Origin of the sequence: Neorhizobium tomejilense (assembly GCF_964254135.1) — a bacterium.
Lineage (GTDB): Bacteria > Pseudomonadota > Alphaproteobacteria > Rhizobiales > Rhizobiaceae > Neorhizobium > Neorhizobium tomejilense.
Window position 1 is genome coordinate 517,996 of record NZ_CAXUSO020000001.1, and the last position, 19,637, is coordinate 537,632.

Consider the following 19,637-nt stretch of genomic DNA (forward strand, 5'->3'; position numbering starts at 1 on the left):
CGGCGCACTATAGAGCGCACTTTCGCCAAGACAAGGGAAAGGCCGCAATGCAACAGGCCGCCGGAGGCAGGTCCGATCAACAGGACGTGACGTCACTCGAAGGCGAGCGAGGTTTCCATGGCCCGGTTACCGGCGATCACCAGAATGCCCCAGCGCTTGCCCTTGATGTCGTAATTCTTCGGCAATTTACCGACCGGCATGTCGAGCGCGTAGGCGTCGCCGTCGCGCCGGCCGTTGACGCCGTCGAAGAGCACGTGGCCCTGCGGGCCGGTGACGATCACCTGCGGCGGTGCCGAGGCCTCGGGCGGCAGTTTCAGCTTCAGGGCCAGCTTGTCGCGCCCCTGCGTCATCGCGTAGTAGGTGACCGCGAAATCGTGCGAGGGCGGTTCCGGGAGCTTTGAAGCCGCGGCGGTGAGGATCATTGCTTCCTCGACGGGCGTGCCCTTGGTGGCTCCAAGCTGCAGCGAGAATTCCGCCTGGAACGGAATGCAGATATTGCGGCATAGGCCGACGAAGGCGGAAGCGCCGAGGTTCAGCGGCTTGCCGGGATCCTCCATCTTGAGCTCGAAGGGCAGGGTGACCGCATGGTCGTAGCCGATATCGCGCAGCTTGCCGTTGTCGATCCGCTTCGGCACGGGATAACTCATGTTGTTCAGCGTCACGCCGCTTGCCTTGGAAAACACCATCTGCGGCGGAATGCCGGCATCGCCCGGCTCCTTCCAGTAGGTGATCCAGCCGGCCTTCGGTTCGATCTGCAGCGCGCCGCGCACCGTGCCATCGGGCTCGGGCGGCATCGCCACCACCCGCATCCGGCCGCCCTCGTTGCTCGCCCACGGCGTGGTCTCGGCGCAGCTTATCGAGGCAATGCTCAGGACTGCGCCTGCAGTGATGCAGGCGGCGAGCGCTGCGGGCGCCCGGGACGGAATGCTGCTCGGCGAAATTCTCTTCATCGACCAAGCGTTTAACCGATTGGCCTTGCCCGAACCAGTCACGAGCCTATGCAAACTGATCATTTTCGGTTGATTGATCGGGGCGACTGCCCCATCTTGATGGAATTGCAATTGACGCTCTCCTGCCCGTTTGGCCGGGCCGGAAGGCAGGCTGGAGGCATCATGTCTTTCTCGACCCTCGAGGACAAGAGCGAACGGGGCTTCCTGGACGGACAGTTCCTGATTGCCATGCCGGGCATGCAGGACAGCAATTTCACGCGCGCCGTCGTTTATGTCTGCGCCCATTCGCCGGCTGGCGCGATGGGCTTCATCATCAACCGCGCGCAGCAGATTTCGTTCACGGACGTTCTCCTTCACTTGAAGATCATGGATCAGGCCGATGCGATCATGCTGCCGGTGCAGACCCGGGATCTGCCGATCCTTTCGGGCGGTCCGGTCGAGACCGGCCGCGGTTTCGTGCTGCATTCGGACGATTTCGTCAGCGAGTCCTCCATTCCGGTGAGTGACGACATCTCGCTGACCGCCACGCTCGATATCATCCGCGCCATCTGCGACGGGCGGGGGCCGGCGCGTGCCACGATGCTGCTCGGTTATGCCGGCTGGGGCGCCGGCCAGCTGGAAATCGAGATCGCCAACAATGGCTGGCTGAACTGTCCTGCCAGCGACGCGCTGATCTTCGACCGCGCGCTGGAAGGCAAGTACGAACGCGCCCTGGCGCTTCTCGGCGTCAGCCCGGAAATGCTCTCCAGCGAAGCTGGCCACGCCTGATCGTCCAATTTCGAAAGATTTCCGGAACGAAGCCTGCGGCCCGGAGTTCTTTTCCCAGCAGGACGATGGGCGTCCTCACCGAGGAGAAGCACGATGGGCAGCACCAGTGACAAGATGGCCGGCAAGGCCAACGAAATGGCCGGCAAGGTCAAGCAGGCGGCCGGCGACATGACCGACAATCCGAAGCTCAAGGCAAAGGGTGCGGGCCAGGAAGCCAAGGGCCATGCGCAGCAGGCCAAGGGCAAGGTCAAGGATGCGGCGAAGGGTGTTGTCGACCGCATGTAACGGTTACTCTACAAGCTTAGAATGCGAACCTGTTCCGGCTCCGGCCGGAGCAGGTTTTCTGTATCCGCCCATCTGAAACCGACGGACGTTCCATGCGCCTCTACGACTGCGATCATTGTGGCCAGACCATCCACTTCGACAATCGCTCCTGCGTCAACTGCGGCCACCGGCTGGCCTTCGTCCCGGAGCATCTGGCCATGCATGCGCTTGCGCAGGATGAAGAGGAGGGGGCATGGCATCTCGTCGCCCGGCCGGACTACAAGGTGCGCCACTGCGCCAATGCCGCGATGGATATCTGCAACTGGACCGTCAGCGCCGACGATCCGCATCCCTTCTGCCCTGCCTGCCGGCATAACCGGTTGGTTCCGGACGCCTCGACCGAGGTCGGCCTCAGCCAATGGCGTCGCATCAGCCAGGCGCAGCGGCATCTCTTCTACTCGCTGATGCGCTGGAACCTGCCGCACACCAATCGCGACGAGGATCCGCAGGGCGGCCTCGTTTTCGATTTCCTGATCGACGAGATTCAGCCGGACGGCACTATCGTGCCGGCCATGACCGGCCACGAGGATGGCCTGATCGCAATTCGCGCCGCCGAGGCCGACGATGCGACCCGCGAGCAGGTGCGCGTCTCGATGAACGAGCCCTACCGCACCATGCTCGGGCATTTTCGCCATGAGACCGGTCACTATATCTGGGACAAGCTGGTGCGCGACGGCGGCAGGCTCGAGGAATTCCGCGCCATCTTCGGCGACGAGACGATCGATTACGGCGCGGCGCTGCAGAGAAACTACGAACAGGGCCCGCCGCCCGGCTGGCAGGATTTCTACATCAGCACCTATGCCAGCACCCATCCTTGGGAAGATTTCGCCGAGTGCTTCGCCCACTACCTGCATATCGTCGATACGCTGGAGACAGCCCGGGCCTATGGCATGGTGATCGAACCGCGCGGCCATGCGGAAATGGCCGCGGAAGTGGCTTTCAATCCTTATGCGGCGCGTGATGCGGAACAGCTCGTCTCAGCCTGGGTGCCGTTCAGCATGGCGCTCAACAGCATCCACCGCTCGATGGGCCAGCCGGATCTCTATCCGTTCGTCCTCTCGCAGGCCGTCATGGTCAAGCTGGAATATATTCACCGGCTTATCCAGGCGCAGAGGGGATAGCTCCGCCCCAAAAAGAAAACCCGCCTTTCGGTGGATCGAAAGGCGGGAAGTAGTTTATGGGGCGCATTCAGAGACCCCTGGGAATTAGGGGGCAAGATCACGATTTCGTCAACTCCAAAACATGCATTATCATATTTTAACAGGCGCTACTTTACGTTGAAGCTGCTTCCTTGATCCCGCATTGTGGAGCAGAAATGCAGCCTATGCTGGTTTTTATGCGTCACCACCTCAAGCTTTTGTTTCTCAAAAGGTCTTGAGCGTATCGAGCCCCAGGGCGATGCGGCCGGAAAACTCCTGCTGCGGTCCGGTCCTCATGGGGTGATAACGGGCGCCCTGAATGTCGCGGAAACGGCGTTCGAGGCCCTTGTCCCGGTAGAAGGCTGCACCGCCCGCTGTCTCCATGGCGAGTTCCGTCGCGGCGATCGCGTGGCGGGCGACCAGCGAGCGGCCGATCATGATCTCGTTGGTCGTGGCTGGCGAAGGTTCGCCGCGCTCGGCCGCGGCAATCATGGCGGCATGGGCGTATTGCGCGGCCCTGAGTTCGGTCTCCATCCGCCCGGCAAGTTCGATCACATGGGCGTCCGGCTCCTTCCGCTTCGCCATCTCGACCGCGATATCGCGCGCGCTTTCCGCAACGCCGAGATAGGCCGCGTAGATCAGCGGGAAGGCGATCATCGAGATGATGTGGAACAGCATGTGCCATTCGCCCTGGTTACGCTTCAATGCGACCGCTTCTTCCGGCACCACATGGCCCTCGATCATCACGTCGTTCGAGCCCGTGCCGCGCATCCCCATCACCTTCCAGGTGTCGAGAATTTTGACATGCGGCGATTTCATCGGCAGGCCGAAATGCAGGACCTTCGGTCCATCCGGTTCGTCGAGCACCGCGCCGGTCATCAGGATGTCGCCGATCGGCGAGCCGGAGGTGAAGATCTTGCGTGCGGTGATCCGGTAGCCGCCATCCACCTTGTGGGCCTTGCCCGATCCTTCGATCCAGTCCGAGCCGCCGCTCGATAGCAGGATGACCCGCTCCGCCGCCACGCGTTTGAGAAGCGGCATTACCGGTGCCGCCTTCTGACGTGTCCAGCGCCAGGCGGGGATCGCCACCTGATGCGTGTGCATCGAAAAGGCGAGCGCCGTCGAGCCGCAATGGTGCGCGAGCTCCCGGATCATGTCGCAGAGTTCGCGAACCTCAGCGCCGCCGCCGCCGAGATCGGCGGGGACGCCGGCCTCGATCAGGCCGGAATGGCGCAGGTCGCGATAGTTGTCGGCGACGAAAGTATCGCCGTCATCGGCCTCCGCGGCACGTGCGGCAAAGACCGGCCCGAGCGATCTGGCAATGCCGACCGCATTCGAATGGACCATGTGGGCGGGTTTGAGTTCGGTTGCCGTTGTCATTTTTTCTCCTCCCATGTGTCGAGAATGGACGGAGTGTTGGCCGCTCGGCGAGCAGCCGCAAGTACAGGAAATGGACTAGACCCTGCCGCACGTTGATCGCCGCCGGCGCGGCGCCGAGAATGATCGGGGCAGATCCGGTAACTCGGAGCCCTTGATCATGACATCGGAAAGCGGATCGATCCGCGCCGTTTCGCGGTGCTTTTCAGGCGCTTTTCGGCTTCTTCTGCGAACGGGCGGGGCGGGCGGTATTCAGCGCCACGGCGGCGCGAATGAGTGCCTTCAGCGCCTCCTCATCGATCTTGTCGCCCTCGTGAAAATCGATCGCACGCCTGGTGTTTCCGTCGAGGCTGGAGTTGAAGAGGCCGGAAGGGTCCTCCAGCGAGGCCCCTTTGGCGAAGGTCAGTTTCACGGCGGCCTTATAGGTCTCGCCGGTGCAGATGATCCCGTCGCGCTCCCAGACCGGGACGCCTCGCCACTTCCATTCCTCGACCACGTCGGGCTCGGCCTGCTTGATCAGGAGCCGGACCCGGGCGAGCGTCTCGCCCCGCCAGTCGCCAAGCTCGCGGATCCTCGCATCGATCAACTGCGCCGGAGAGGGGTCTTTGTCCGCCGAAATGCTGTTCATGGTTTCCATTGTTGCCGTCGCTTTCTTCATGCTGTCGCCGTTCGCCCGTCGCTACATCCGTTCGCCGGGCAATTGGCTGGCCTGCTTCACCCAGTCGGCGAGCTGTGTTTCGTCGAGTTCGTCTCCCTCATGGATATGGAAGTAGCGCGTCTGCGGGGTTTTGGACGTGCCGGGAGGGACGGGGTTGAGCGAGGTGCCGCGGAAGAAGGCCAGCTTGATGTAGTTCGTGAAGCAATGGACGCTGAGGAACCAGCCATCACCCTCGATGCCGTAGAGCGGCGAGTTCCATTTGACCGCCTTGTAGACGTTGGGGACGGTGCTGGTGACGAGTGCGTCGAGGCGGCGCCCGACATCGCTTTTCCAGCCCGGCATGGCCGCGATATAGGCCTGCACGGGTGCGTCGCCGTAACCCTTGGCGATCTGCGGGTTGCCGCCCGAAAGGAGAGCCGGCTCCGCAGCGACGCGGCTGGCGGGTGCCGGCTTGGCAGCCCCGGATTTCCTGGACGTCTTTTCAACCATTCTGTTCACTCCTATCCGCTGGCGCGTTGCCCGCTGCGACGGGCGTATGGCAACGCGAACAGATAAAGACCGCTCAACATTAGCAGGAACAGGGGGATGAGGGGAGAGTAGACGATCCACAAGGGCGGCTCGCCGATGCCCATGGCGACGAAGTTCGCAATGACCGTCGCCGTAAAGACGATCGACAGCCAGCGGTGGACCTGCCGCGTTAACGTATTCCAGTTCAACGATAATACCTCCTCGAAAAACGGACGGCACTGCCGCCCTGTAAAAAAGTTCGGGCACCGGCCTCTCGCAAGGCGTCAGTCGATCCTCGCCAGAACCGTCTCCAGCGCACTGGCGAACCCCTGCCATCCGTGGCGGGCGCCGTTATAGGCGAGCGTCTGATCCGGCCGGAAGCCCGACTGCTCCATGCGCAGATGGGTTCCTGTGCTGGTCGGGGTAAGCGTCAGGGTCACAACGCTTCTCAGATCGTAGGCCGCATCCTCATGCGCATGGTCCCAGGTGTAGGAGAGCTTTCTGTGAAGCTCCACGGCCAGCACTTCGCAGTCCAGGACGCCGCCCCATTCGCCGCGAAGCTTGAAGCGGTGACCCACGACCGGCTGGAAATCGTTCTTCATCAGCCATTCCTCGATCAACTGCTGTTGCGTGAGCGCCCGCCAGACCTTTTCCGCCGGGTGAGCGATCTCGCGCTCGACGACGACGGTGCGTGTTTGGGTCGAAGTATCGTTCATTGGTCCATCCTTTTGAGCAGGTCTTCGAGGCGGTCGAAGCGGTTTTGCCAGAACCCGGCCATCTGGCTCGTCCAGTCGACCAGCGGGGCGAGCGCGCCGAGCTGGGCGCTGTAATGCGTCTGGCGGCCCTCATGGCGGTCGCGCACCAGCCCGGCCCGTTTCAGCACCCCGAGATGTTTCGAGACGACCGGCTGAGAAACCCCGGCGTGCGCCGTCAGGACCCCGACCGTCCTCTCGCCTTCGCGGCACAGCCGCTCGAATATGGCTCGCCGCGTCGGGTCGGCAAGCGTTCGAAAGAGCACATCGTGGGCGTTCGACACTGAATTCATACCTCGTTGGCTATGGATTGACGTATAGCTCTAGAGCTATGAATGAGTCAAGTAGGGATGAGGCGGCAATGCTATGCCGATTGCTCTGTAATGATAGCGTTTAGATTCGTCATGCCTTGGCAGCTATGTATCGTGTCCGAGCGTTCGGCACGCGCCGGGATGGACGAGGTGTTTGATATCCGTCATCCGGAGCCGCCCCGTTGTCAGGCCAATAGTCCATAAAGCGGACTTGGTCGGTTTCCGGAACGGGATTACTCTGCCCCGGGGCATGCGAGGAGATGGCGATGTTGGAAGTGACCGCGAGCTACGGCCAGTTCTGTCCGGTGGCGATGGCGGCGGAGATATTCTGCACCCGCTGGACGCCGCTCGTGCTCCGCGAACTTCTGTGCGGCAGCTGCCGTTTCAACGACCTCCGGCGCGGCGTGCCGCGCATGTCGCCGACCCTGCTTTCGAAACGGCTGAAGGAACTGGTCCAGGCGGGCATCGTCGAAAACCGCAAGGCGGCCGATGGGGTGATGGAATATCATCTGACGCCGGCCGGCGAGGATTTGCGCGAGGTGGTGATGACCCTCGGCTTCTGGGGCCAACATTGGGTCGAGACCCAGCATTCGCTTCAGAAACTCGATCCGTCGCTGCTGATGTGGGACATGCGCCGCCACCTCGATCCGACGCCGATGCCTTCGCGGCGTTGCACGGTCCTCTTTCTCTTTCCGGAGCGGCCGGCGGCCCAGCAGCGCTACTGGCTGGTCGTCGACGGCCGCGATGTCGATGTCTGCTCGACCGATCCCGGCTTCGAGATCGACCTCTACGTGACCAGTTCGCTCCGGACGATGACCGCCATCTGGATGGGTATCGCGACGGTGCGGACCGAAATGGCGCAGGGAAGGCTGGAGCTGGACGGCGATCCGGAAATGGCGAGCTCGATGCAGCAATGGCTGGGTTTGAGCCCCTTTGCCCGCGAGCGTCCGAGAGCGGGCAAGGCCGCTTGAGAAAGCCTACGCCCGCTTGGTCAGCGGGAAGCGCTCTTTCAGAAGACGGAGCACGGCATCTGCCGGGGCAGGCGGGCCGAACAGATAACTCTGGCCGAAATGGCAGCCCATCTTGGCAAGTTCCGCCGCATCCTCGTCGGTCTCGACGCCCTCCGCCACCACGGTCATTTCCAGCGCACGGGCCATGGCGATCACGGAACGCAAAAGGACTGCCCGCTTTTCCGTTGCGTTGCGGACCAGCGCCTTGTCGAGCTTGATCGTGTCGAACGGGAATTGCGTAAGGTAGGCGAGCGACGAATAACCGGTGCCGAAATCGTCGAGCGCCAGGCTGAGGCCCGTCTCCTTGAGTTTGCCAAGCACCAGCCGCGCCTGTTCCGGGTTCTCCATCATCAGCGACTCGGTGAGTTCGAGCTTCAGCTGGCCCGGATTGACCTGGGTCTTCTGCAATAGCGCGCGCACGTCGTTGTAGAGATCGGCGTTGAGAAGCTGGGCGCTCGACAGGTTGACCGACACGAACACCGGCAGGTCGCCGGTCTGGCCCTGCCAGACCATCAGGTCCGAGGCCGCCCGGTCGAGGGCGAACAGGCCGAGTGGTCCGATCAGGTCCGACATTTCCGCAATCGGAATGAACTCCGAAGGCGGTATGCTGCCGCGCTTGGGATGATCCCAGCGCATCAGCGCCTCGAAACCGGCAATCTCGCCATCCTTCAGGCTGATGATCGGCTGATAGGCGAGGAACAGTTCCTTGCGTTCGATGGCGCGGCGAAGATCGGTCTCGATCTGCAGCTTGTCGGCGCCGGCCGCCCGGAAGGCGGGGCGGAAAGGTTCGACGCGATTGCCGCCGGAGCGTTTCGCCCGGTACATGGCAAGTTCCGCGTCGGCCAGCATGCCGGAGGCGCTTTCCTGCTGGTCGACCCACGAGGAGAGGCCGATCGAGGCTGTCAGGATGATTTCGCGGTTGGCGAAGTTGATCGGCACCATGATCGCCTTGGAGACCGCATCGGCAAAATCCGCGACCTTGGCCGGATCACGCTCGGAGACGAGGATCAGCCCGAACTGGTCGCCGGCAAGTCGCGCCAGCGTGTCCTGCGGCTTCAGCAGCCGGCGCAGACGGCGGGTCAGCGCGATCAGGATATTGTCGCCGGCGGCGATGCCGAGACTATCGTTGACCTGCTTGTAGCGGTCGATGTCGATCGCCATGACGGTCGGCCGCACGGTGTCGCCGGCCGGCGCCAGCGTCAGCACCGATTGCAGCCGGTCGAGGAAGACCTGGCGGTTCGGCAGGCCGGTCAGGTTGTCGTGCAATGCGTCCTGCAGCAGCCGTTCGACGGAATTTTTCTGCTCGGTCACATCGATGATCGTGCCGACGCAGCGGATGATTTCGCCGTTCGAGCCGAGCACCGGCCGGGCGCGGATCTGCAGCCAATGGAAATGCCCGTCCTCGGCGCGGATGCGGAATTCGTGGTTCAGGCGGCCGCGGCGGTGTTCGAGCAGCACGTCCAGCGTCGCTCGAAAGCGGTCGCGATCGTCGGGATGCAGCCGCGGCACCCAGTTGCGCACCGGCCCGTGCATGGCGCCGACATCGAGCCCGAGGCGGGTCGAGATGTCGGGCGTGGTGACGACGCGGTCGCGGGCCACGTCCCAGTCCCAGACGGTGTCGCCGCTGCCGGTCAGCGCCAGCGATTGCCGTTCGAGATCGGAGAACAGGCCCTGCTGGTAGGCGCCGCCGGCAAAGGCGTGCTGCATGACCGTGAAGCCGATCAGAAGCACGATCAGAACCAGACCGCCGCCAAGCGCCGGCTGGATGATGTCGTTGTCGAGCTTGCCGGTCACCGTCAGCCAGCCGGCGAACAGCCAGACCAGAATCAGCGCCCAGGTCGGTACCAGCAGGATCGCGCGATCGTAGCGGTTGAAGCCGAGATAGATGATCAACAGGATGCCGACGGTGCCGGTTAGTGCGAACGAAAGGCGGGCGATGCCCGACGCGACCGAGGGATCGTAGATCGCCACGCCGCCGAGCAGCACGAGCCCGACCACCCAGGCAAGCGTCGCGTAACCGAGATGCACGTGCCAGCGGTTGAGGTTGAGATAGGTGAACAGGAAGATGACGAGCGAAGACGCGAGCGCCACCTCCGCCGCCGCGCGCCAGATGCGCTGGTCGCCCGACGTGACGGTGATCAGCTTGTCGAGGAACCCGAAGTCGACGCAGATATAGGCGAGTACCGCCCAGGCAAGCGCTGCCGCCGCCGGCAGCATCGAGGTGCCCTTGACGACGAAGAGAATGGTCAGGAACACCGCCAGCAGGCCGGCAATGCCGAGCACGATGCCGCGATAGAGCGTGAACGAATTGACCGTGTCCTTGTAGGAGTCCGGCTGCCAGAGATAGATCTGCGGCAGCGACGGCGTCGCCAGCTCCGCGACGAAGGTGATGGTCGAACCGGGGTTCAGCGTGATCCGGAAAACATCGGCATCAGGGCTCGGTATCCGGTCGAGCGCAAAACCTTCCGAGGGCGTGATCGAGATGATGCGCTGCGAGCCGAGGTCCGGCCAGAACATTTTCGAGTTGGCGAGCCGGAAATGCGGGGCAACGATCACCCGTTCGAGCTGTTCTTCCGAAACGTTGGAAAGTGCAAAGACCGCCCAGTCGCCCTGGTGGCCGGGAGAGCTTGCACGCACCTCGATGCGGCGGCGGATGCCATCCGCAGCGGCGGCCGTCGACACCTGGAAGGCCTCGCCCTGGTTGACGTAGATATCGGTGGTTCTCGTGAGGTCGAGCGCCGTGTCGTCTCGCGAGATCTTGACCGGCTCCGCGGCGCGCGCACCTGGCGCAGCCGTCAGGACCATGGCGGCTGCGAGGAGGGCGATGATTGCCGGAAAAAAGCGGATCAATGACGCAAGACGCAAGGCTGAGGCGTTCATGGCTTCAGCATCTTCCCGAACTCACCGTCTTCCGGCAGGCGGGAAAACATCAGGTGGTCGCGCCATTCGCCATTGATTTTGAGATACTTGCGCAAAAGACCTTCCTGCTCGAAACCGGCCTTTTCGAGAAGCCGTACACTCTTCCAGTTCTCCGGAATACAGGCTGCCTCGATCCGGTGCAACTGAAGTCCGCCGTAGATATACGGGATAGCCACCTTCAATGCGGCCAACATGTGGCCTTGGCCGGAATGTTTCTCGCCCATCCAGTAGCCGACCATGCAGCTCTGCGCCGCACCCCGCCGGATATAGCCGATGGTCAGGCCGCCGAGCAGCACCTGGTCGTCGCGGCGGAAGAGAAGCAGCGGCACGGCAAGGCCCGAGGCATATTCCTGGCCGCTTCTGACGACGCGCAGGCGGAACGCCCCCTCGGTCAGCTCGTCCGGCCGCCAGATCGGCTCCCAGGGCTGCAGGAACGGCCGGCTTTCCGAGCGCAGCCGCTGCCACTGTTTGTAGTCGGAATAACGGGGAAGCCGGAGCAGGTGGTTTTCGCCATAAAGCTCTGGTGTGTCCGGCTGTCGCGACAGGAACCGAAACACCGATTTGGTCATGCTAACGCTGCTCCGGGCAGGGCGGCCGGTTTAACCGGCAGCCTTCTTCGTCTGGATTCCCGGCGTGGAAAGCGCCGTGGAGATGTCGGTCAATGGCGCCAGCTGTTCGATCGGGCCGACCGCCGACAAGGTGGGAACTGTATCGAAAAACAGCCGTCCGGCAAGGTCGGTGAGCCGCTCCGTGGTGATGCCTTCCAGCCGTTCCATCATTTCCGGGTTGGGGATGGGGCGACCATAGAGCATCATCTGGCGGGCGATCTGGCCGGCGCGGGCGGCCGGGCTTTCCTGGCCCATCAGAAGCTGGGCGCGGATTTGGGCGCGGGCACGGTCGATTTCCTGCTGGTGGATCGTCTCCGAGGACTTGCGCAGCTCATCGATGATCACAGGCACCAGTGTCGGCAACTCGTTGCCGCCGGTTGCCGCATGGATGCCGAAGATGCCGGTATCGGAAAAGCCCCAGTGGAAGGCATAGACCGAATAACACAGGCCGCGACGTTCGCGCACTTCCTGGAACAGGCGCGAGGACATGCCGCCGCCGAGGATGTTGGCGAGGATCTGCGAGCAGTAGAAGTCGCGCATGTGATAGGCCTTGCCCTCGAAACCGAGCAGCACCTGCGCGTCCATCAGGTCGCGGGTTTCGCGTACGTCGCCGCCGATGTAACGGGCGACTTCCAACACAGGCGGCGAACTCGGGGTCATTGGCAGGCGGGCAAAACGCTCTTCCACCTGCTTGACGAACGTCGTGTGATCCACGGCGCCCGCAGCGACCACGAACATCCGGTCGGTCGTGTAATTGCGCGAAAGGTAGTTGCGGATCTGCCCGGGCGTGAAACCCTTGACCGTATCCGGCGTGCCGAGGATCGGTCGGCCGATCGTCTGACCGCGATAGGCGACCTCGGAAAACTTGTCGAACACCACATCGTCGGGCGTGTCGTTGGCAGCGCCGATCTCCTGGAGGATGACGTGCTTTTCGCGACGCAGTTCTTCCTCGTCGAAGGCTGATTCCGTCAGGATGTCGGCAAGGATGTCGACCGCAAGCGGCACGTTGTCCCTGAGCACCCGGGCGTAATAGGAGGTGGTTTCGGTGGATGTTGCGGCATTGAGTTCGCCGCCGACATTCTCGATCTCTTCGGCGATGTCACGGGCGCTACGGCGGGCGGTGCCCTTGAAGGCCATGTGCTCGAGGAGGTGGGCGATCCCATGTTCGTCCTCGGTCTCGTTACGCGATCCGGACTTGATCCAGACACCCAGCGCGACGCTCTCCAGATGCGGCATGGTTTCGGTGACGACCGTCAACCCGGAGGCGAGCCGGGTGATTTCTACATTCATGTTTACGTCTTTCCGGCGCCGCCGATACCTCTATTACTTAGCGCGGGCATGCTGGCCGATGAATGTTTCGACGGCCTTAAGCTCAGGCTCCAAGATATCGAAGCGCTCCTCCCTTTGCATAAGATCAGCAAGCCATGATGGAAGCGCCGGATCAATTCCGCAAGCGGATTTTACCGAGGCCGGAAATTTGGCCGGGTGCGCGGTGGCCAGAGTGACCATCGGGCTTGCCGGTTTTGCGTTCTTCCTGGCGACGAAAACACCGGTCGCCGTATGCGGATCGAGCAGGTAACCGGTTTCAGCAAGCGTCTCGCGGATGGTTGCGGCAACCTGTCGCTCCGTCGCCCGCCCGGCACGGAACTCGCGGCGGACGGCTTTCAGCGCCTCCGGCTTGATCTCGAAGCTGCCGGACTGCTTCAGCCCGGCCATCGCGGCGCGCACCGACGCGGCGTCGCGGCCATAGGCTTCGAACAGCAGCCGCTCGAAATTGGATGATATCTGGATGTCCATCGACGGCGAGGTGGTCGCCTTGACGTCGCGCATCTCGTAGCGCCCGGTCTTCAGCGTCCGGGCGAGGATGTCGTTGTCGTTGGTGGCGATCACCAGCCGGTCGATCGGCAGACCCATCTTCTTGGCCACATAACCTGCGAAAATATCGCCGAAATTGCCGGTCGGCACCGTGAAGGAGATTTTCCGGTCCGGCCCGCCGAGCGAAACGGCGGCCGTGAAATAATAGACCACCTGCGCCATGATGCGCGCCCAGTTGATGGAGTTGACGCCCGAGAGCCTCACCCGGTCGCGGAAGGCGACGTCGTTGAACATCTCCTTGACGATGTTCTGGCAGTCGTCGAAATTGCCTTTCAGCGCCAGCGCATGCACGTTGGCGGCACTGGAGGTCGTCATCTGCCGCTGCTGCACGGACGAGACCTTGCCATGCGGGAAGAGGATGAAGATGTCGGTGCGCTCGCGACCCGCGAATGCGTCGATCGCCGCCCCACCGGTATCGCCCGACGTCGCGCCGACGATCGTCGCCCGCTCGCCGCGCTCGGCCAGCACATAGTCCATCAACCGGGCGAGCAGCTGCATCGCCACGTCCTTGAAGGCGAGCGTCGTGCCATGGAAGAGTTCGAGCACGAAGTCGTTCGGCCCCGTCTGCACCAGCGGCACGACGGCCGGATGCCGGAACGTGGCATAGGCCTCGTCGATCATTCCCTTCAGCTTGTCGGCGGGGATTTCGTCGCCGACGAAGTGCTTGAGGATCTCGAAGGCGACCTCCTGATAGGTCTTGCCGCGCAGCGCGCGGATCTCCTTTTTGGAGAGCGAAGGCCATTGACGTGGCACGTAAAGGCCGCCGTCGCGGGCAAGGCCCGCCATAAGCGCATCCCGGAATCCGAGCGGAGCGGCTTCGCCCCGGGTAGAAATATAGTCCACGACCATCAACCCCAATCGATTTTTATTCGCGCCGCTGATATAGACCAGGAAAATGGGCGGTGAAAGACCGGAAAGTGATGCTCCGGTTCGCCAGGTAAATGGCCCAGATATTGGGATGGAAGAGGGTTGAGTACGGTGTTTGCAAAGATTTCGCGTGGTCTTCTGGCGGTGTCGCTCGTGGCGGTTCTCGCAAGCTGCAATTCCTCGGCGCCGACAGAGGGGCTGACCCCGACCGCAACCGCCGCCCCCGTCGCTGAGGCAGCAACTCCCGTCGTGCAGGCATTCTGCCCGCCGGTCGTCATGCTGGAACAGACTGCTATTCACCGCGCCTATGCGCGCGGTGGCGAGAACACGCCGGAAAAACTGCTCTACCAGGCCTCGCTCGCCGACGCGACGCGCCAGTGCACCGCCAATGAGACAACGCTGACCATCAACGTCGTCGCGCAAGGACGTCTCGTCCAGGGTCCGGTCGGCGTTCCCGGCACGGTCACCCTGCCGATCCTCATCGAAGTGGTCGACGGCGATAGCGTCATCTATTCGCAGAAGGTGTCCTTCCCGGTCGAAATGCCGGCCGGCGGCACCCAGTTCATCTTCAACAAGGCGGATGTGCAGATCCCGAACGCGCAAGGCGGCGCCTCGCGCTTCACCCGCGTCCGCCTCGGCTACGACACCGGCCCGGCAAAGAAGCCGGCCCGCCGGAGCTGATCGAGAAAGAACCGATCGGGGCGCTCAGAGCGCCCCGGCCCATTCGCCGAGCGCGGCGATAACGGCCGGCAAGTCCATCATCCGCGAGATCACGGTTTCGGCACCGGCGTCCGTCAATCGGTCGGCATGGCTTGGATAGGTGTGCGACGCACCGGTAAAGCCGACGACTCGCATGCCGGCCGCCTTGGCGCCATGGACGCCATGGGTGGAATCCTCGATCACCAGGCACTTCTCCGGCGAGACTTTAAATTGCTCGGCGGCGTGCAGGAAGATATCCGGCTTCGGCTTGACCCGATCCGGCCCGAGATCCTTGGCCGAATAGATATGCGGCGCGAAATAGGGTTTCAGGCCGACCTTTTCGAGCATCACGTCGAGGCGGTGGGTACTTGAGTTGGAGCAGATGCAGCGCTGCGTCGTCAGCCTTGCCAGCGCGAACTTCACACCGTCGATGATCTTCACGTCGCGGGCAAGCCGTGCGTCAAGGATTGTCTCGGACTTGTCGAGCAGCGAGGCCGACAGCGGAATATCGGCTTCCTTTTCCACGGCCAGCAGGATGTTCTTCCAGGTCATGCCGGCGAAGCGCTCGCCCATTTCCTCGACGCTGATCGGATAACCCGCTTCGGTGAGCAGCCTGGACTCCACCTGCGCCGCGATGATTTCTGAATCGACGAGAACGCCGTCGCAATCGAAGATGATGAGGTCGAAGCTGCTCATGAGGAAATGCCTTCCATGGGCCTGATATAAGGTGAGGCGGCCTTTTATACGATGGCAGGACAAACCTCAACCAACCGCTGCGCATGGCTGGGACAAGCGTAGCGGGCGGCTCTCGACAAGCGGAAAACGGCGCACTAAGGAACGCTGATGGGCAAAGAACCGGAAGACACCATCGCCAGCCGCATCAGCCGCGTGCTTGCCGACCGCATCGTGCGTGGCGAGCTCGCCCCCGGTGCCCGTCTTCGCCAAGATCATATCGCCGAGGAATTCGAGACCAGCCACGTGCCGGTGCGCGAGGCATTCCGCCGGCTGGAAGCGCAGGGACTGGCGATCAGCGAGCCGCGCCGCGGCGTGCGCGTCGCCTCCTTCGATCTCGCCGAAGTCCGCGAAGTGGCGGAAATGCGTGCCGTGCTGGAGGTGCTGGCGCTCCGTCATGCCGCCCGCCACCTGACCCCGGCCATCCTCGATGCGGCGGAAGACGCGGCCCGTGAGGGCGATGCCGCCGCCGACGTGCATGCCTGGGAGGCGGCGAACCGCCGTTTCCACCGGCTGATCCTCGCCCCCTGCGGCATGAAGCGTCTGCTCGCCTCGATCGACGATCTGCATGCGGCAAGCGCAAGGTTCCTGTTCTCCGCCTGGCAATCCGGATGGGAAAAACGTACCGACCACGATCATCGCGCCATCCTCGCCGCTCTTAGGCAGGGCAAGTCCGACGAGGCTGCCGCCATCCTGCAGAAACATGTGCAATGGATCGGCCGTGGCCCGCAGCCGGCCAAGACTGGTGCCGCGCGCGAGACTTTCGCCATCGTCGGTTAGTCATTTTTCAAAATTATAGATAATTTATTTCCGCGAAAACTGGCTTCCGTCGGCCTGTTCGGGTGGATTTGTGCCGTCGTTTCGGTTCCTTCCATCGTGTACTCGACGCCATAGTTCTTGCGTCCGTCGAAAATTCACCTCATAAAATAGATGGGAATCAAAATTATCTATAATTTGAGAAGGAGAGCTCGATGTCCCTGATTAATTCCCCCCAGACGCTTGTTTTCGATCCCTTTCGGCTCGTGGAGCGGTCCTTGCCCGCCAAAGTCCTATTCGTGCTTGCGGGCACGCTGGTGCTGGCGATCGCGTCCCGGATCGCCGTGCCGATGGTTCCGGTCCCGATCACCATGCAGACTTTCGCGGTGACTATGATCGGCGCGCTTTACGGCTGGCGGCTCGGCGCCGTGACGGTGCTTGCGTGGCTTGGGGAGGCTGCGCTTGGAGCGCCGGTGCTCGCGGGTGGGGCGGGCGGCATTGCCGTGTTCGCAGGGCCGACCGCCGGTTATCTCTTTTCCTTTCCGGTGATTGCCGCCCTTGCCGGCTGGCTTGCCGAACGCGGCTGGACCGGGCGGCGCATCCTCGCCAGCTTCTCGGCGCATCTGATCGCAAACCTTCTATGCCTTGCGCTCGGCTGGGCCTGGCTTGCGGGACTGATCGGCGCTGAAAAGGCATTATGGGCCGGTGTTGCTCCGTTCATCCTCGGTGCTGCGCTGAAATCGGGTCTGGCGGCGGCTGTCCTTGCCGCAGTTGCCTCCCGCAATCGCACCGCGACAGAATGACGGTGAGGCTGCGGCCGCATCATCTTCTCTGCATGCTGACCTTTGTCGGCGAAGGCTATAGCCCAGCCTTCGTCGCCAACTATCGTCGTCTCGCCGGCCGGCTTTCCGCCGGCGAGCCGATCGAGATCGTCTCCGGTCCCGACGATATCTGCGCTCCGCTCCTGTCGGATGAAGATGCACATTGTTTCGGTGCTTCGGTTGCCGGTCGCGACGCGGCGGCGCTGGCGGATATCGCCCGCCTGCTTGGGCGGGAGCTAGAGACCGGGGCGGTGATCGCCTCCGATCAGGCACTGTTCGAGAAACTGCGCCGCGCCTTCTCTGCCGGCGTGACCCGCCACGCTTGCACGGGCTGTGAATGGAGCAGCCTTTGCGATCGCATCGCAGGAGAAGAATACAAAGGTGCGCTGGTGATGAAGTTCAGCCGGCCGGAAACAGCGAAAGAAACTTCCGCTCGCCGTCGGGCGTAAACAGCACGGCGCGGCTCTCGTCACTGCGCCGTGCCCAGCCGTTTTCGAGGAAATGGGCAAGCAGCGCCTTGCCGAGCGTTCCGGCCAGATGCGAACGCCGCTCGCTCCAGTCGAGGCAGGATTTGCAGAGCGGCCGGCGATTGGATGTGAGCGATGCCACATCGATGCCGAGCGTACCGAGTTCCGCGCGGCCGTTCTCGGTCATCGTCAGGTTCTCGCCATCGCTCTCGATCGCGCCGCGGGCGACGAAACTGTCGAGCATCCTGACCCCGTAGTCGCCGGCCAGATGATCGTAGCAGACGCGCGCTTTGCGCAGCGCCGGATCCCTCGGCCCCGGCCGGTGGCGCAGATGGCCCCTGCTTGCCGCAAACCCCATGATGTTTTCGAGCAGCGCGCCGGCGGCCGCGTCGGCAAGCGTGAAATAGCGATGCCGGCCCTGCTTGCGCTGCGCGAGAATACCACCATCCTCGAGCTTGGAGAGATGCGAACTCGCCGTCTGCACGGTCACGCCGGCGGCTTGCGCAAGCTCGGTCGCCGTCAGCGCCTGGCCGCCCATCAGGGCGGTCAGCATGTTGGCGCGGGCGGGATCGCCGAACAGCATCCCGATGCGGGCAATGTCTGGACCTTCTTTCATACTTCGACCGTAACCGAAGCATCTTCGTCTGGCAATATGGCAAAACACCTCCGCAACACAAGGAGACGAAGTCATGATCACCTGTTTCATCCGCTACGAAATCGACCCGTTCAAAAAGGACGACTTCGCCGAATATGCCCGCAACTGGGGCCAGGCAATCCCGCGCTGCGGCGCCGATCTGATCGGTTATTTCGGCCCCCACGAGGGTTCGGCGACGACGGCCTACGGCGTCTACAATATCGACAGCCTCGCCGCCTACGAAGCCTATCGCGCCCGGCTGATGGTCGATCCGCTTGGCCAGGAGAATTACGCGTTTTCGAAGCGCGAGCGCTTCATCCTGAAGGAGGATCGGATCTTCCTCAAGAATGTCTCCATGCCGCACGGAGCATTGGTAAAGCCATGATCGCCGTCATCTTCGAAGTCATCCCCTATCTGGGCGAGCGCCACAAATATCTCGACCTTGCCGGTGAACTGCGGTCCGAACTGGAAACCATCGACGGCTTCATCTCGATCGAGCGTTTCGAAAGCCTCACCCTGCGCGGAAAAATCCTCTCCCTGTCGTTCTGGCGGGACGAGGAGGCGGTCAAGGCGTGGCGCAACCTCGAAAGCCATCGCGCCGCCCAGAAAGCCGGCCGCGGCGGCGTCTTCGCCGATTACCGCCTGCGCATCGGCCATGTCGTCAGGGACTACGGCATGTTCGAGCGGAACGAGGCGCCGAAGGATAGCCGCGAGGTACATGCGGCTTGAATTGCGAAACAGATTACTTTCGGGAAGTTTTGTTGCGGAGCAAATGGACGGCCGCCTTCAAAGGCGGCAAGTCATGCATAACGACATCCCAGATGACGTCATCCGCAATGCGGTGATATTCGTGACGCAGGACGTTACCCATCCCACGTATCGATCGCCAGGCGATTTCCGGAGCCTGTTCTAATAGTTTATCCGGAATATGCCTGCTTGCTTCTGAAATGATCTCGATGGCGCGCTGGATTGCAAGCCGCAGGACTTGATCGCCGTCGAAATCTTCTCGCCTCTTTCCGTCCACGGACTCTTCGATCACCGCAATCATTTCGAGAATGTCATCCAGGATTAATTCGATGTCGCGTGCCATCAGAAGATCCGGATCGCCGAATGTTCGATTTTGTCTTTCAGGCGGGGATGCAAACTGTTTCGCGTCGTGACGTCTACTTCGGTGGACAATTCATCTTCCAGGAAAAGCTTGATACCTGTCAGATCGACGAGAGAGAATTTTCTACCGATATCATAATCGATAAACAAATCGAGATCGCTTGTCGGTCCGGCCTCGTCGCGGGCGACCGATCCGAAAAGATAAAGCGAGGTCGCGCCGAGCGCGCGGATGGCGTCGGCCTGCTGTTTCAGCTTTTCGATCGCTTCACTTCTCTTCATGAGCTGATCCTAGCGCAACCCGCACCATCTTTCCACGCCTCAAAATTTTTCCCGAAATCGTGCACCGCTTCAGGCTT

25 protein-coding genes are annotated in these 19,637 nt (G+C 62.5%); 10 read left to right on the top strand and 15 right to left on the bottom strand.

The features are described from left to right. Positions 1–92: 92 nt before the first annotated feature. A complete protein-coding gene (locus ACSQ3G_RS02560; protein WP_436108933.1) occupies positions 93–950 on the bottom strand; it encodes a protein-disulfide reductase DsbD domain-containing protein in 858 nt (285 codons plus the stop codon). A 162-nt stretch (positions 951–1,112) separates the two neighbouring features. Between ACSQ3G_RS02560 and ACSQ3G_RS02565 the strand changes: the two genes are divergently transcribed. The 3 genes from ACSQ3G_RS02565 to ACSQ3G_RS02575 all read left to right on the top strand — a co-directional run bounded on the left by ACSQ3G_RS02565 (position 1,113) and on the right by ACSQ3G_RS02575 (position 3,163). Beyond that, positions 1,113–1,718 carry a YqgE/AlgH family protein gene (locus ACSQ3G_RS02565; protein ID WP_105401966.1) on the top strand — a complete coding sequence of 202 codons (606 nt, stop codon included), beginning with the start codon at positions 1,113–1,115 and terminating at the stop codon, positions 1,716–1,718. Positions 1,719–1,811: 93 nt separating this feature from the next. Continuing rightward, positions 1,812–2,003 (top strand): CsbD family protein, encoded by a 192-nt coding sequence (locus tag ACSQ3G_RS02570; protein WP_105418803.1) that lies wholly within the window; start codon positions 1,812–1,814, stop codon positions 2,001–2,003. A 92-nt stretch (positions 2,004–2,095) separates the two neighbouring features. After that, positions 2,096–3,163, top strand: a complete 1,068-nt coding sequence (locus ACSQ3G_RS02575; RefSeq protein WP_436108934.1) for a zinc-binding metallopeptidase family protein — start codon at positions 2,096–2,098, stop codon at positions 3,161–3,163. Between the two features lie 243 nt (positions 3,164–3,406). Here ACSQ3G_RS02575 and ACSQ3G_RS02580 read toward each other — a convergent pair whose 3' ends face one another. The 6 genes from ACSQ3G_RS02580 to ACSQ3G_RS02605 form a co-directional block, all read right to left on the bottom strand. Continuing rightward, positions 3,407–4,561, bottom strand: a complete 1,155-nt coding sequence (locus ACSQ3G_RS02580; protein WP_436108935.1) for an acyl-CoA dehydrogenase family protein — start codon at positions 4,559–4,561, stop codon at positions 3,407–3,409. Positions 4,562–4,763: 202 nt separating this feature from the next. After that, the gene (locus ACSQ3G_RS02585; RefSeq protein ID WP_436108936.1) at positions 4,764–5,216 is read right to left on the bottom strand and encodes a DUF1801 domain-containing protein; all 453 of its coding nucleotides are present in this window, start codon (positions 5,214–5,216) and stop codon (positions 4,764–4,766) included. Positions 5,217–5,237: 21 nt separating this feature from the next. Further along, positions 5,238–5,705, bottom strand: a complete 468-nt coding sequence (locus ACSQ3G_RS02590; protein ID WP_436108937.1) for a DUF1801 domain-containing protein — start codon at positions 5,703–5,705, stop codon at positions 5,238–5,240. An 11-nt stretch (positions 5,706–5,716) separates the two neighbouring features. After that, positions 5,717–5,932, bottom strand: a complete 216-nt coding sequence (locus ACSQ3G_RS02595; protein ID WP_105418813.1) for a hypothetical protein — start codon at positions 5,930–5,932, stop codon at positions 5,717–5,719. Positions 5,933–6,007: 75 nt separating this feature from the next. Continuing rightward, entirely contained in the window at positions 6,008–6,439 is a 432-nt protein-coding gene (locus ACSQ3G_RS02600) for an SRPBCC family protein (protein WP_436108938.1), read from the bottom strand. Then, entirely contained in the window at positions 6,436–6,759 is a 324-nt protein-coding gene (locus ACSQ3G_RS02605) for an ArsR/SmtB family transcription factor (protein WP_436108939.1), read from the bottom strand. Before ACSQ3G_RS02605 ends, ACSQ3G_RS02600 begins: the two co-directional genes overlap by 4 nt. A gap of 293 nt (positions 6,760–7,052) precedes the next feature. Here ACSQ3G_RS02605 and ACSQ3G_RS02610 point away from each other — a divergent pair, with 293 nt between their 5' ends. After that, positions 7,053–7,757 carry a winged helix-turn-helix transcriptional regulator gene (locus ACSQ3G_RS02610; protein ID WP_436108940.1) on the top strand — a complete coding sequence of 235 codons (705 nt, stop codon included), beginning with the start codon at positions 7,053–7,055 and terminating at the stop codon, positions 7,755–7,757. A 6-nt stretch (positions 7,758–7,763) separates the two neighbouring features. On the opposite strand, the gene ACSQ3G_RS02615 is transcribed toward ACSQ3G_RS02610, so the two are convergent. From ACSQ3G_RS02615 to thrC, 4 genes are all read right to left on the bottom strand, one after another. Then, positions 7,764–10,601, bottom strand: a complete 2,838-nt coding sequence (locus ACSQ3G_RS02615; RefSeq protein WP_245446651.1) for an EAL domain-containing protein — start codon at positions 10,599–10,601, stop codon at positions 7,764–7,766. 71 nt (positions 10,602–10,672) lie between these two features. Continuing rightward, the gene (locus ACSQ3G_RS02620) at positions 10,673–11,284 is read right to left on the bottom strand and encodes a GNAT family N-acetyltransferase (RefSeq protein WP_046607106.1); all 612 of its coding nucleotides are present in this window, start codon (positions 11,282–11,284) and stop codon (positions 10,673–10,675) included. Between the two features lie 30 nt (positions 11,285–11,314). After that, positions 11,315–12,613: a M16 family metallopeptidase gene (locus ACSQ3G_RS02625; RefSeq protein WP_105401957.1), complete on the bottom strand. Its 1,299-nt coding sequence runs from the start codon at positions 12,611–12,613 to the stop codon at positions 11,315–11,317. Between the two features lie 33 nt (positions 12,614–12,646). Continuing rightward, the gene (gene thrC, locus ACSQ3G_RS02630; RefSeq protein ID WP_436111655.1) at positions 12,647–14,050 is read right to left on the bottom strand and encodes a threonine synthase; all 1,404 of its coding nucleotides are present in this window, start codon (positions 14,048–14,050) and stop codon (positions 12,647–12,649) included. A 126-nt stretch (positions 14,051–14,176) separates the two neighbouring features. Between thrC and ACSQ3G_RS02635 the strand changes: the two genes are divergently transcribed. Then, a complete protein-coding gene (locus ACSQ3G_RS02635; RefSeq protein WP_436111656.1) occupies positions 14,177–14,746 on the top strand; it encodes a PilZ domain-containing protein in 570 nt (189 codons plus the stop codon). A 24-nt stretch (positions 14,747–14,770) separates the two neighbouring features. Here the strand turns inward: ACSQ3G_RS02635 and ACSQ3G_RS02640 are convergent, their stop codons facing one another. Beyond that, positions 14,771–15,460, bottom strand: coding sequence for an HAD family hydrolase (locus tag ACSQ3G_RS02640; RefSeq protein ID WP_105401955.1), 690 nt, complete (start codon positions 15,458–15,460; stop codon positions 14,771–14,773). A 147-nt stretch (positions 15,461–15,607) separates the two neighbouring features. Here ACSQ3G_RS02640 and ACSQ3G_RS02645 point away from each other — a divergent pair, with 147 nt between their 5' ends. The 3 genes from ACSQ3G_RS02645 (at position 15,608) to ACSQ3G_RS02655 (ending at position 17,522) form a co-directional block, all read left to right on the top strand. After that, entirely contained in the window at positions 15,608–16,276 is a 669-nt protein-coding gene (locus ACSQ3G_RS02645; RefSeq protein ID WP_436108941.1) for a GntR family transcriptional regulator, read from the top strand. Positions 16,277–16,467: 191 nt separating this feature from the next. Continuing rightward, positions 16,468–17,055 (top strand): biotin transporter BioY, encoded by a 588-nt coding sequence (locus ACSQ3G_RS02650; protein ID WP_436108942.1) that lies wholly within the window; start codon positions 16,468–16,470, stop codon positions 17,053–17,055. Further along, on the top strand, positions 17,052–17,522 hold the full coding sequence (locus ACSQ3G_RS02655; protein ID WP_436108943.1) for a DUF1284 domain-containing protein: 471 nt from the start codon (positions 17,052–17,054) through the stop codon (positions 17,520–17,522). Before ACSQ3G_RS02650 ends, ACSQ3G_RS02655 begins: the two co-directional genes overlap by 4 nt. On the opposite strand, the gene ACSQ3G_RS02660 is transcribed toward ACSQ3G_RS02655, so the two are convergent. Further along, positions 17,473–18,156, bottom strand: a complete 684-nt coding sequence (locus tag ACSQ3G_RS02660) for an ArsR/SmtB family transcription factor (RefSeq protein WP_436108944.1) — start codon at positions 18,154–18,156, stop codon at positions 17,473–17,475. The two genes, ACSQ3G_RS02655 and ACSQ3G_RS02660, sit on opposite strands and share 50 nt — an antisense overlap. Before the next feature lie 73 nt (positions 18,157–18,229). On the opposite strand from ACSQ3G_RS02660, the gene ACSQ3G_RS02665 reads away from it, so the two are divergent. Both ACSQ3G_RS02665 and ACSQ3G_RS02670 read left to right on the top strand, forming a co-directional pair. Continuing rightward, on the top strand, positions 18,230–18,559 hold the full coding sequence (locus ACSQ3G_RS02665; protein ID WP_436108945.1) for an NIPSNAP family protein: 330 nt from the start codon (positions 18,230–18,232) through the stop codon (positions 18,557–18,559). Beyond that, positions 18,556–18,903, top strand: a complete 348-nt coding sequence (locus ACSQ3G_RS02670) for an antibiotic biosynthesis monooxygenase family protein (RefSeq protein ID WP_436108946.1) — start codon at positions 18,556–18,558, stop codon at positions 18,901–18,903. The genes ACSQ3G_RS02665 and ACSQ3G_RS02670 overlap by 4 nt, the downstream gene beginning before the upstream one ends. 13 nt (positions 18,904–18,916) lie before the next feature. Here the strand turns inward: ACSQ3G_RS02670 and ACSQ3G_RS02675 are convergent, their stop codons facing one another. Continuing rightward, positions 18,917–19,264 (bottom strand): HepT-like ribonuclease domain-containing protein, encoded by a 348-nt coding sequence (locus tag ACSQ3G_RS02675; protein WP_436108947.1) that lies wholly within the window; start codon positions 19,262–19,264, stop codon positions 18,917–18,919. Then, the gene (locus ACSQ3G_RS02680) at positions 19,264–19,560 is read right to left on the bottom strand and encodes a nucleotidyltransferase family protein (RefSeq protein ID WP_046610807.1); all 297 of its coding nucleotides are present in this window, start codon (positions 19,558–19,560) and stop codon (positions 19,264–19,266) included. Before ACSQ3G_RS02680 ends, ACSQ3G_RS02675 begins: the two co-directional genes overlap by 1 nt. Between the last annotated feature and the right edge of the window lie 77 nt (positions 19,561–19,637).

Excerpts from the sequence above, each read along its gene's own strand:
- ACSQ3G_RS02560 (WP_436108933.1), bottom strand. The coding sequence starts at position 950 with ATGAAGAGAATTTCGCCGAGCAGCATTCCGTCCCGGGCGCCCGCAGCG.
- ACSQ3G_RS02565 (WP_105401966.1), top strand. The coding sequence starts at position 1,113 with ATGTCTTTCTCGACCCTCGAGGACAAGAGCGAACGGGGCTTCCTGGAC.
- ACSQ3G_RS02570 (WP_105418803.1), top strand. The coding sequence starts at position 1,812 with ATGGGCAGCACCAGTGACAAGATGGCCGGCAAGGCCAACGAAATGGCC.
- ACSQ3G_RS02575 (WP_436108934.1), top strand. The coding sequence starts at position 2,096 with ATGCGCCTCTACGACTGCGATCATTGTGGCCAGACCATCCACTTCGAC.
- ACSQ3G_RS02580 (WP_436108935.1), bottom strand. The coding sequence starts at position 4,561 with ATGACAACGGCAACCGAACTCAAACCCGCCCACATGGTCCATTCGAAT.
- ACSQ3G_RS02585 (WP_436108936.1), bottom strand. The coding sequence starts at position 5,216 with ATGAAGAAAGCGACGGCAACAATGGAAACCATGAACAGCATTTCGGCG.
- ACSQ3G_RS02590 (WP_436108937.1), bottom strand. The coding sequence starts at position 5,705 with ATGGTTGAAAAGACGTCCAGGAAATCCGGGGCTGCCAAGCCGGCACCC.
- ACSQ3G_RS02600 (WP_436108938.1), bottom strand. The coding sequence starts at position 6,439 with ATGAACGATACTTCGACCCAAACACGCACCGTCGTCGTCGAGCGCGAG.
- ACSQ3G_RS02610 (WP_436108940.1), top strand. The coding sequence starts at position 7,053 with ATGTTGGAAGTGACCGCGAGCTACGGCCAGTTCTGTCCGGTGGCGATG.
- ACSQ3G_RS02615 (WP_245446651.1), bottom strand. The coding sequence starts at position 10,601 with ATGGTCCTGACGGCTGCGCCAGGTGCGCGCGCCGCGGAGCCGGTCAAG.
- ACSQ3G_RS02620 (WP_046607106.1), bottom strand. The coding sequence starts at position 11,284 with ATGACCAAATCGGTGTTTCGGTTCCTGTCGCGACAGCCGGACACACCA.
- ACSQ3G_RS02625 (WP_105401957.1), bottom strand. The coding sequence starts at position 12,613 with ATGAATGTAGAAATCACCCGGCTCGCCTCCGGGTTGACGGTCGTCACC.
- ACSQ3G_RS02640 (WP_105401955.1), bottom strand. The coding sequence starts at position 15,460 with ATGAGCAGCTTCGACCTCATCATCTTCGATTGCGACGGCGTTCTCGTC.
- ACSQ3G_RS02645 (WP_436108941.1), top strand. The coding sequence starts at position 15,608 with ATGGGCAAAGAACCGGAAGACACCATCGCCAGCCGCATCAGCCGCGTG.
- ACSQ3G_RS02650 (WP_436108942.1), top strand. The coding sequence starts at position 16,468 with ATGTCCCTGATTAATTCCCCCCAGACGCTTGTTTTCGATCCCTTTCGG.
- ACSQ3G_RS02655 (WP_436108943.1), top strand. The coding sequence starts at position 17,052 with ATGACGGTGAGGCTGCGGCCGCATCATCTTCTCTGCATGCTGACCTTT.
- ACSQ3G_RS02660 (WP_436108944.1), bottom strand. The coding sequence starts at position 18,156 with ATGAAAGAAGGTCCAGACATTGCCCGCATCGGGATGCTGTTCGGCGAT.
- ACSQ3G_RS02665 (WP_436108945.1), top strand. The coding sequence starts at position 18,230 with ATGATCACCTGTTTCATCCGCTACGAAATCGACCCGTTCAAAAAGGAC.
- ACSQ3G_RS02670 (WP_436108946.1), top strand. The coding sequence starts at position 18,556 with ATGATCGCCGTCATCTTCGAAGTCATCCCCTATCTGGGCGAGCGCCAC.
- ACSQ3G_RS02675 (WP_436108947.1), bottom strand. The coding sequence starts at position 19,264 with ATGGCACGCGACATCGAATTAATCCTGGATGACATTCTCGAAATGATT.
- ACSQ3G_RS02680 (WP_046610807.1), bottom strand. The coding sequence starts at position 19,560 with ATGAAGAGAAGTGAAGCGATCGAAAAGCTGAAACAGCAGGCCGACGCC.